Annotated in this window: 10 protein-coding genes and 1 other RNA gene; 6 read left to right on the top strand and 5 right to left on the bottom strand. The window is 39.0% G+C overall.

Translation table 11 applies throughout. The annotated features are described in order from the left end of the window. Together FZC40_RS15485 and FZC40_RS15480 are read left to right on the top strand one after the other, a co-directional pair. Positions 1-452, top strand: a 452-nt coding sequence (locus FZC40_RS15485) for a YhgE/Pip family protein (RefSeq protein WP_207706738.1), incomplete at its 5' end; no start/stop codon positions are given. Positions 453-558: 106 nt separating this feature from the next. Then, positions 559-882, top strand: a complete 324-nt coding sequence (locus tag FZC40_RS15480) for a hypothetical protein (RefSeq protein WP_148605976.1) — start codon at positions 559-561, stop codon at positions 880-882. A gap of 105 nt (positions 883-987) precedes the next feature. Here FZC40_RS15480 and FZC40_RS15475 read toward each other — a convergent pair whose 3' ends face one another. From FZC40_RS15475 to FZC40_RS15465, 3 genes are all read right to left on the bottom strand, one after another. After that, complete coding sequence (locus FZC40_RS15475) at positions 988-1,536, bottom strand: permease (RefSeq protein ID WP_148605975.1); 549 nt, start codon at positions 1,534-1,536, stop codon at positions 988-990. Further along, positions 1,536-2,015 carry a permease gene (locus FZC40_RS15470; RefSeq protein WP_207706737.1) on the bottom strand — a complete coding sequence of 160 codons (480 nt, stop codon included), beginning with the start codon at positions 2,013-2,015 and terminating at the stop codon, positions 1,536-1,538. The genes FZC40_RS15475 and FZC40_RS15470 overlap by 1 nt, the downstream gene beginning before the upstream one ends. Positions 2,016-2,122: 107 nt before the next feature. Continuing rightward, entirely contained in the window at positions 2,123-2,893 is a 771-nt protein-coding gene (locus FZC40_RS15465) for a methyltransferase domain-containing protein (protein ID WP_148605974.1), read from the bottom strand. Positions 2,894-3,018: 125 nt separating this feature from the next. Here FZC40_RS15465 and FZC40_RS15460 point away from each other — a divergent pair, with 125 nt between their 5' ends. After that, positions 3,019-3,879: a LysR family transcriptional regulator gene (locus FZC40_RS15460; protein ID WP_148605972.1), complete on the top strand. Its 861-nt coding sequence runs from the start codon at positions 3,019-3,021 to the stop codon at positions 3,877-3,879. Positions 3,880-3,991: 112 nt separating this feature from the next. Here FZC40_RS15460 and FZC40_RS15455 read toward each other — a convergent pair whose 3' ends face one another. After that, entirely contained in the window at positions 3,992-5,131 is a 1,140-nt protein-coding gene (locus FZC40_RS15455) for a 1-propanol dehydrogenase PduQ (protein ID WP_148605970.1), read from the bottom strand. 222 nt (positions 5,132-5,353) lie between these two features. Next, positions 5,354-5,619, bottom strand: an RNA gene (gene ffs / locus FZC40_RS15450) — signal recognition particle sRNA large type. A gap of 364 nt (positions 5,620-5,983) precedes the next feature. Here ffs and FZC40_RS15445 point away from each other — a divergent pair. From FZC40_RS15445 to FZC40_RS15435, 3 genes are all read left to right on the top strand, one after another. Then, positions 5,984-7,657 (top strand): 2-oxoacid:acceptor oxidoreductase subunit alpha, encoded by a 1,674-nt coding sequence (locus FZC40_RS15445; protein ID WP_148605968.1) that lies wholly within the window; start codon positions 5,984-5,986, stop codon positions 7,655-7,657. A 1-nt stretch (position 7,658) separates the two neighbouring features. Continuing rightward, complete coding sequence (locus tag FZC40_RS15440; protein ID WP_148605964.1) at positions 7,659-8,510, top strand: 2-oxoacid:ferredoxin oxidoreductase subunit beta; 852 nt, start codon at positions 7,659-7,661, stop codon at positions 8,508-8,510. 334 nt (positions 8,511-8,844) lie between these two features. Then, positions 8,845-9,609 carry a tetratricopeptide repeat protein gene (locus tag FZC40_RS15435; protein WP_148605962.1) on the top strand — a complete coding sequence of 255 codons (765 nt, stop codon included), beginning with the start codon at positions 8,845-8,847 and terminating at the stop codon, positions 9,607-9,609. Positions 9,610-9,642 lie beyond the last annotated feature (33 nt).

Raw genomic sequence — 9,642 nt, 5'->3', positions numbered from 1 at the left:
CCGTTTTATTGGAAGTCATCATCAAATATGCGCTGGGACTACAAATTGGTCACCAGGGACTGTACTTCATTTCAGCCTGCCTGGTATCCATGACCTTTTTCGCAATTGTTCAGTTCTGTATTGTCCACATGGGTGATCTCGGCAAGCTGGCGGCCCTGCTGCTGCTGATTCTGCAGTTAACCTCCTGCGGCGGAACCTTTCCAATGGAAACATTGCCAAAATTTTTCAACGTACTGTACCCTTTTATGCCGATGACCTACTCGGTTAAAGTGTTTAAAGATTCAATCAGCGGTGTCATTACCGACGAATTCTGGAATAGCTTCATTATTCTGATCATCTTTTTCGTTGTCTTCTTTACCGGCACGATTCTATTGTCAATTTTCAAAAAAAGAAAAGCAGATAAAAGGACGATTATGGTTAAGAATGAGTTGGAATCGGATCAATTATTTTAAAAAAATTATCTGTTTATTTATAATAACAGCGGGTAAAAAACTATAACAAAGGAAAAGAAATCGTACCTATTTAATTTTAATCGGTGGGTATGGAAAGGGGGGTATCATGAATTTTGAATTTGGAATGAAGGGTTATTCTTTTGGTATGCTTTCACTGATTTGCATTGCTGCCAACATTTTAATTTCTATAATCAGTTCTAATTTTATCAATCTCAGCTGGTTATCTTCAATTGTCGGTATTGCTGGTTTAGTATTTGCCATTTTAGCTTTTATCAATGGGAAAAAGGAACTTGAAGCAGATCCCAGCAACAAAAAAGCAAAAACTGGAAAAACAATTGGCCTGGTTCTAATAATTTTAAATATTGTCGCTTTTGTTTTAATATTGATTGCTATTATTGTCGGCGTTACTTTATTTGCTTCAATGTTGTAACTTTATCCACAGTTAAATAAGCACAAATTTAAAACTACTATTTAACTTAAAAAAAGCTCCCTTCACAAAAAAATATGAATGGGAGTTTTTATTTTACAATTGTTTTTAATTCATCTTCTTCGCTAACTCGTAAATTTGACGTTCCTCCTCATCGGTAAGAATTTTTTCAATGCTGTAAGCAATAATTAACACCCCAAAAATATCCATTACAAAACGAATCAGCGTGAATTTGAATCCCATCGCCGATACTTCAAATAATAGCAATGGTATTTTCATCGAAGCCCAGGCGCCGACAATAATCAATACATTGGAAAGTCGGCTGCCTTTGTTGAGAAAGACTCCAGCCACTGGGAAAGCGCCATAGAGGGGTCCTGCTGCCGCTGATCCAAGAAAAAAGCCCAATAATATTCCCACGATTCCTGAATCTTTGCCCATATATTTCACCATCGTTTCTTTTTTTACCCAAACATCCAATAATCCGATTAAAATAAATATAGGCGGAAGCACACCTAACATTCCTAAAACATTATCCCATGCCAGCCCATAAACGTGTATCCCCAAAACAGGATTAACAGCTAAAATAATGAGGGTTCCCACCAGCATAACGAGTAAAAACTGATATCGCTTCAGTATTTCCATTCTTTTCTTATTCATTAAAGTAAAACCCCCATGACAATCGCAACTAAAATTGAAAAAACAAAGCCCATCCCATTTCTTAAGAATGTTGCTTTTTTACCAAAATAAAGAAATTCCATCGGCATGGTTACAATTCCCACCATCATCAGTGTCGATACAAAAGCGCCGATCTGCATATATCCGGCACCGTTTTCCAACAAAGCCGCCGCCAATGGAAATGCCACAAAACCAGGTATTAAGGTAATGGAGCCGATAATGGAAGCAATGATAACGCCAATCCAACCAGAGTCTTTTCCAATCAAACCAGAAATCTGTTCCGCGGAAAGCACGCTCAGCAACAGCCCGATTAAAAGAATAATTCCTAAAAATTGAGGCATTATATTTTCAAAAGCTTTCCAGGCTTTCTTTAGTGCCAGCTTTGTTTTTTCTTTGCTTTTTGCAAAAGAAAGGATTAAGCCAGCCGCTGCCACCCCATAAAAAACAATCGTCATTGTCATCCTTTTACCCCCACTTCTTTCCTTCTGCTTGATGACAAGCCCAGTACTAAATCATCCGCTGAAATTGCAAGCGCTCTTAATGAACACGCTTTGTTCAATTTATCCAATTATTTTTTAGCCATAAAAAAGATGCGTTTAAACTCAAATAAAACTTTACCGTTTTCTTGAGCCGGATATTGCTTCTTAATTTCGTTAAGTACCCGTTGAAAAAACATAATCTTTTCGGGTCCTTCAAATCTTTCTGCATAGGGTCTCAACCCCGTGCTTTTACAAAATTCTAAAATTTCTTCATGCTTATTCATAATATGAAAATAATTTGTCTGCCATAATTCAATCTTTGAAAAATGTTTTGTCAGTTCATCATAATAAAATTCCGGTGGATAAGATTTAAACAGCTCTTTTTCAATTCCGATAAACGTATCAGCGTCATAAGTCTTGACTGTTTCTGCAATGCAGTTTTTTATGGTCATTGCCGAAAAATAGGGTATTTGGATTGCCAGCAAACCCTCCGGCAAAAGAATATCGCTTAAATTTTTAATCACATTTCCCTGGTTTTCAAACCACTGAAGTGCCGCATTTGAAAAGACTAAATCAAATTTCCCTAAATCCGTTAACGGTCTGCTGCAATCTCTTTGTATCCAAGTCACATCGTCCATCGTTTCTCTGGCTTTATTTAACATTGATGTTGAGGCATCAGCTCCGACTATTTCTGCTTGTATAAACCGATTTCTTAATGGGATTGTGCTCATTCCCGATCCGCAGCCAATATCGATTATTCTCTTAAAAGAGCCTTCCCCAATTCTGTTTACCAAATCAATTGAAGGCTGTGCCCGTTCTTTTTCAAATTGACTATACAGTTTCACATTCCAGTCTTCCATATATATCACCCTCCTGATAATTTTTCTTTTTTCATGCGTTGATTTATTATACAAGATAATATATAATTTGTGAAATGAATTATATCGATCTTAATAATTCGATTTTATGATTACAGGAGTTACTTATGGATTCACAACTATTAAAAACTTTTATCCAATTATCGTCAACTAAAAATTTCACCCAAACTGCAAAGCTTCTTTTTGTCGCCCAGTCTACGGTCACAAATCGCATCAATGAGCTGGAGAAAGCGGTCGGAAAACAGCTGTTTTTAAGAACTAAAAAAATGGTTGCCCTAACTTTGGAAGGAGAATTGTTTCTGAGTTACGCTAAACGACTAGTCGATCTTGAAGAAACGGCCATTCAGCAGATCAATTCATCGGATTTTACGCGGCGGCTTGTTCGCTTCGGTGCGACCAATTCCATTTATGAAAGCTGCTTATTCCCGATCATTCGGTCGGTCCAAGCCAATGATTTGAACATTTTAATAAAAGTTGTGATTAATCATTCCTTTGATCTGCTCGCATTTCTTCAGGATAGCTTAATCGACATCGCTTTTACTTATATTCCTTATAATAAGGAAGGCTATGTATGCATTCCATTTAAAGAGGATGAATTACTCCTGGTTACCGTCAAAAACAACACTGAATTTGCAAGCGGGATTTATCAGGATGACTTACCTTCACTGGACTACTTATTCTGTAATTTTGCACTTCAAAAAGTGGGGCAATTCATCCGTGAATTGTTTCCGCCCCATTATCAATTTGCTTTTGAAATTGATAATAGCAGCAAATTAATTCCTTATTTATTGGATGGCCTCGGATACAGCTTCCTGCCAAGGAGTTTAATCTCATCATACCTTGAGGATGGCTCCCTGATCTCGATTCCCTTACGGGATTTTGAAACACCAACGATAAAAAGCTACTACACTTATAAAAATGAAGATGATTTTGTCTTGCAGCATATCATTCCTTTAGTGGCATCATAAATTGTCCTCCTCTTTCGTTAACCAAATTCAGCCTCAGTGTAAGATACACTGAGGCTGAGCTTAAAGACAAAGCATTTGCTATTAAAATTTAATGCTACCTTAAAGGTTCTATTTAAAATCCGTAATAAGTCTGATCCATAACCATCTGCAGACTTGCTCGGGTCACTTCCACTGGATTCGTTGATGTACAAACATCGGCCATGGCTTTGCCCAGCATTTCATCCCGGGCTTTGAGATAATCCTCTTCAGCTATGCCAAATATTTTATATGAAGCGGGAATATTCAAAGAATTATTGAGTGCTACCACGCTATTGTAGAGGGTGTCGGTGGCATCTCCGGATATGTTCAATATTCCGGAACCGCTAAGCAGGCGCGCATACTGGTGTTGAACCTTTTCATCCACACCGTTAAATTTAATGACATAGGGCAGAGCAATGGCATTGGCCAGTCCGTGAGGCAAATGGAAAGAAGCCCCAATTGCATGAGCAATACTATGCGTAATCCCTAAGCCGGCACTGTTAAAAGCAATCCCTGCCATACAGGATGCAATTTGCATACTCGACTTTGCTTCAAGATCATGACCATCCGCATAACTGCAATGCAAGCTTCGGAACACCAATTCAACGGCCTTGTTGGCATAACAGCGGGCAAATGGATTGTTTCCCGTTGAAATAAATGATTCGATGGCATGGGTCATGACATCCATTCCGGTAGCCGCTGTTGACCCGGCTGGTACACTTTCAAGGAGCTTGGAGTCCAGTATTGCCGCATCCGGCATCATCAATATATCGGTTAAGGGAATTTTTGTATTGTTTTTTTTGTCTGTGATCACGGCATATTCGGTCACCTCTGAACCGGTTCCCGCTGTTGTGGGAATGGCAATAAAAGTCGGTTTATGAACGTATTCATCTTCAAAAATAATCCGTTTGAAATTGACACAGTAATAAATAATCGCTTTTGCGGCATCGATAACCGACCCCCCGCCGATGGCAATCAGAGCATCCGGCTTATTCATAATAATGTGCATTAATCCCTTTTCCACAATGTCCGTAGAGGGATCGGATTCAACGTCTGCAAAGACGTGATAATCGATTCCTTTTTCATCCAACAGATCAGTTAACATTTTTAATAAACCAAATTTAACCATCCCTTGGTCGGTGACAATACACACCTTCTTAAAATTATAATTCTCTATTTCTTTTAAGGCACCCTCTCCATAATAAATGGCCGGCTTTACTTGAAAAAATCGCATCGCTTTTCCTCTCTTTTCTGTAAGTTTATTCTACACGTCCACCAAATCATTTAGATGCAGACATACTTTTTATATTTTTACCATTATAGCAAGAATAATTGTTAAATTATAGATTATCCCTAAATTTTATTCCATGAAGGCCATTAATTATCTGCATTTTTCGCACAAAAAAAAACACCAAACACGGTTTGGTATTTAAAGAGTCATTAAGATACTTTTTTGCCGTGCACCCCACTTCGACAAACAGCTTCCAAGCGTTACTTTGGCAGTTAGCTCGAGCCAGAGTATCCTCCGGCACATAAAAGATCTTACTTACCGCTGCTTCATTCCTGACCTGACGGGGTTCATAAGTTTCTATTGCGAAGGGTCCAACTGTCAACACCACTTTCCTCCGGCAGACCTCAAAACCTGAAGCCTCGGTGGGGAATTCAACCCTGCTACAGCGGATTGCAGGTTACAAAGCACCGCTAACTCTCCGTCTAGCACGACTTAGATATTATAACGTATTAATCCTTAATTTACAAGGCAAAATAATTTCTTTAAGGAATTCTTTGCTAACTCATTTTATAATAATATAAAACAATTTATTCGAATCAATCGTTCTTAACTCTGTGTATTTAATTTATATGCTTTACTAAAGAAATTATCAACCATTCTTTAACTTTTTATGGCTTTCACATAAAATAACCAAGAAAATCCAATCGGTCCTTTTAGAATGAAAATAATTGGGTAAATAAATTAAATAAGGTTAATTGCAAAATAGTATTGACACTGTAATAATTATTTTACAATTAATTGGTTTATTCTTTATATGATATGATTTACAACATTAATCAACGATAGGAGTGAAAAATGTATAATATATTATTAGGCGGAGCTGCCGGAGATGGCATTGAAACCATGTCCGCTCTTTTAGAAAAAATTTTGAAACAATCAGGCTGTCATCTCTTTACGATTCGTGATTTTATGTCCCGGGTGCGAGGTGGGCATAATTTCACACAGATACGCTTTGGCAATATCCCTCTTGCTGCTCATCGGGATGCCTTAGACGGCCTCTTTGCCATTGATGAAACAACCTATAAAGAGCACTGCCATCAACTTTCCAGTGATGGTTTTATTTTATGTGATGATTCTTTAATCATTGATGATGACCGTGTGATTAGATTACCCTTGAAAGAGGCGGCAAAAAAAATTGGCAATCCAAAGGTTATCAGCAGTGTCGCGATTGGATCACTGCTTAAGCTTTTCGATTTTTCGCTAACACCAGCAGCGGATATTTTTAAAACCAATTTACGCGCTGATTTAGTTGCCGTAAATTTAAGCGCTTTAGAAAAAGGTTATAGTTTGGTGAAACCACGATTTAATTTTGATCCTGTTCAGACATCAGATCAGATCCTTTTATCGGGCAATACCGCTATTGGCTTGGGGGCTCTAGCTTCAGGACTAAAATTTTATTCTGCCTATCCGATGTCTCCTTCAACAACACTTCTGGATTTTTTCTACGTTCATGGCAATAAAATGAATGTGGCAGTAGAACAAGCCGAAGACGAAATTGCCGCAATCAACATGGCGATTGGCGCTTCTTACGCCGGTGCACCGGCAATGACAGGAACCTCTGGCGGAGGCTTTTCTCTAATGGTTGAGGCCCTTGGCTTCACCGGAATTGCCGAAATTCCGCTGGTAGTTGTTGATGTTCAGCGCCCCGGACCGGCTACCGGCTTTCCCACCCGGACCGAACAAAGTGATTTAAATTTTGTCATTTCTGCTTCCCAGGGGGAATTTCCCCGGATGGTTATTGCTTTAAGAGATCACGCGGATTGTTTCTATCAAACGGCTCGAAGTTTTGCTTTGGCTAAAAAATATCAAATGCCGGTGATCCTTTTAAGCGATCAATATCTGGCTGATTCCACCACAACCCTGCCAATCTTAAATACTAATGATATTGTCACCTATTCCCCCGAGCCCGATGCCTTGCCAGAAAAAGAATGCTATCGTCGCTATGCGCTTACCGCAAGTGGTATCTCCCCACTCCGTATTCCGGGAAAAACCGAAGCCCTAGTGCGTGTCGATAGCGATGAACACGATGAATTTGGTCAAATTACCGAATCTGCCAGTCTTCGTAACCAAATGGTGGAAAAACGGATGCATAAATTGGATTTATTAAAGGATGAACTCATTGAACCTGAATTTTATGGGTATAAACACTGTCAGTCTTTACTCCTGGGATTCGGTTCAACAAGCGGTGCCATAAAAGAGGCCGTGGATATTCTCAATGCCGATGTAAAAAATTATGGTGCCCTTTTATTTGGCGATATTTATCCGCTGCCCATGAACCAACTAAAATATTATGCGGCACAGGTTGTTGAAATAATTAACGTCGAGCAGAATGCCACCGGGCAACTTGCCGCTCTGATCCGCCAGGAAGCCCTTATTTGCTGTAACAACAGTATTCTGAAATATGATGGTCGGCAATTGTCGGTGGATGATATTTTATCAGGCATAAAAAATATGAAAGGCGGTTTCTAGTATGAACAAAACAGCATTCACAAACTCTGAAACAGCATGGTGTCCCGGCTGTGGTAATTATTCCATTCTTGAAACACTCACTGGCGTTTTGAATGAAATGGAAACCCCACCCAGCCAGATTGTCCTGGTCGGTGGTATTGGTCAAGCTGCAAAAACAAATCAGTATATCAGTGCCAATGGCTTCAGCGGACTTCACGGCCGCGCCTTACCCGCAGCAGTAGCCATTAAAATTGTTAATGATGATCTTACTGTGATCGTGAATACCGGTGATGGTGATTCTTATGGTGAAGGGGGCAATCACTTTATCCATAATATTCGCCGAAATGTCGATATTACGCACTTTGTTCATGATAATCAGATCTATGGTCTCACTAAAGGCCAACCTTCACCCACCTCAGACCCCTGTGATTTAGATCATATAACAGACGCCTGTAACATGAGCGCTTCATTTAACCCTTTGCTGATTGCGATTGCCACCGGCGCAACCTTTGTCGCCCGGGCTTTTTCTGGTGATCAAGAACATCTGGCCAAAATAATGCATGCCGCCATCAATCACAAGGGTTATGCATTAGTCGATATACTCCAACCTTGTGTGAGTTTTAATAAGAAAAATACCTTTGCCTATTATAAACAGCGGGTTAAACCCCTGGATGACTCTTATGATCCCGCCAATAAATTAGCCGCCATGGAAAAAGCCATGGAATTTGGAGATACCATTCCCATTGGTATTTTATATCAGCAGCAGTTACCCACGTATAAAGAGAAGCGCTCTGAATTATTTGACACCATGCCCCTAATTGACAAAAAAGTCCGGTTGGAAGATGTGCAAGCTTTGATTAAAAGTTATATTTAAATACTTTGCAATAAAATGAAGTCATCCCAACAATTTTTATTTTGTAATGGATAAGTTTGCTTGCATACATCGATTAAGGCCGGTCAGACGATAATAGGAAGCCAAAAGTTGTCCGGCAAGTTATCCACAGACTTATCCACAAATTCATGCACAAAAATATTCACAGACTTATCCACAGACTTATCCACAAAATGAAACATTTCCGGTAAACTTAAATTATTGGGGTATATAGGTGTAAAACTATTTTTTTTGCTTTTTTATTATTTAAGATTGATATTTCTTTGTTTCCAATTGTGTTATAATATTAAAAAATATATGATCATGAGGATTATTAATGGATGACAATAAATTAATCATATTAACTTTTCTAGCCAAAAGCGGAGATGAAAAGGCCATGCTGGAACTTGCTGATTACTATTATTTTATCGAAAACAAGCAGGATTTATCTGCTGAAGTTTTTCAGTTGGTTATAAACTACTATACCATTTTAGCAAATGGGGGAAATGACCATGCCATGACCGCTTTAGGGTCCATGTACTATGAAGGGTTGATGATTCCCCAAGATTTTAAACAGGCAAAAAGCTGGTATGAAAAGGCAGCGGAAAAGGGCAATTCTCTGGCTCTTAATTATTTAGGCTACTGCTATTATTATGGTCGCGACATTCCCCAAGATTTAGAAACTGCTTTTTATTTTTTTTGCAAAGCCGCCCAGTTAGGTCACCATAATGGCATGTATAAACTTGGTGATATGTATTATAACGGTCAATTCGTTTCCAAAGACTTTGTCGCTGCCTTATATTGGTACAATCAGGCTGAAAAGACGATTACTGCCGCCAGTCCCGAGTATCCGAATATTTGTTATCGCATTGGCCATTGCCATCTTTCCGGGGAGGGGGCTTCAAAAAATTTGCTTCTCGCCCTGGAGTGGCTTCATAAGGCCGAATTGGGATGCTATCAATTAATAACTAAAGGGGATGCCTATGCCGGACTTACCCTAGTTCGGGTTAAGGAAGATTTGGAAACCCTGCGTCTTCAGCTAGATACCCAAAAATGTTATCACCATGCTGACCTTGGCTATCATAATCCCTTAAACATGTAAATTTTTTAAGCTCTTTTAATCCAATTTTAATTC

The organism is Acetobacterium tundrae (genome assembly GCF_008086615.1).
Taxonomy (GTDB): Bacteria; Bacillota; Clostridia; order Eubacteriales; family Eubacteriaceae; genus Acetobacterium; species Acetobacterium tundrae.
The sequence above is the reverse complement of the archived record's forward strand: the minus strand, read 5'-3'. Positions and strand labels throughout refer to the sequence as shown.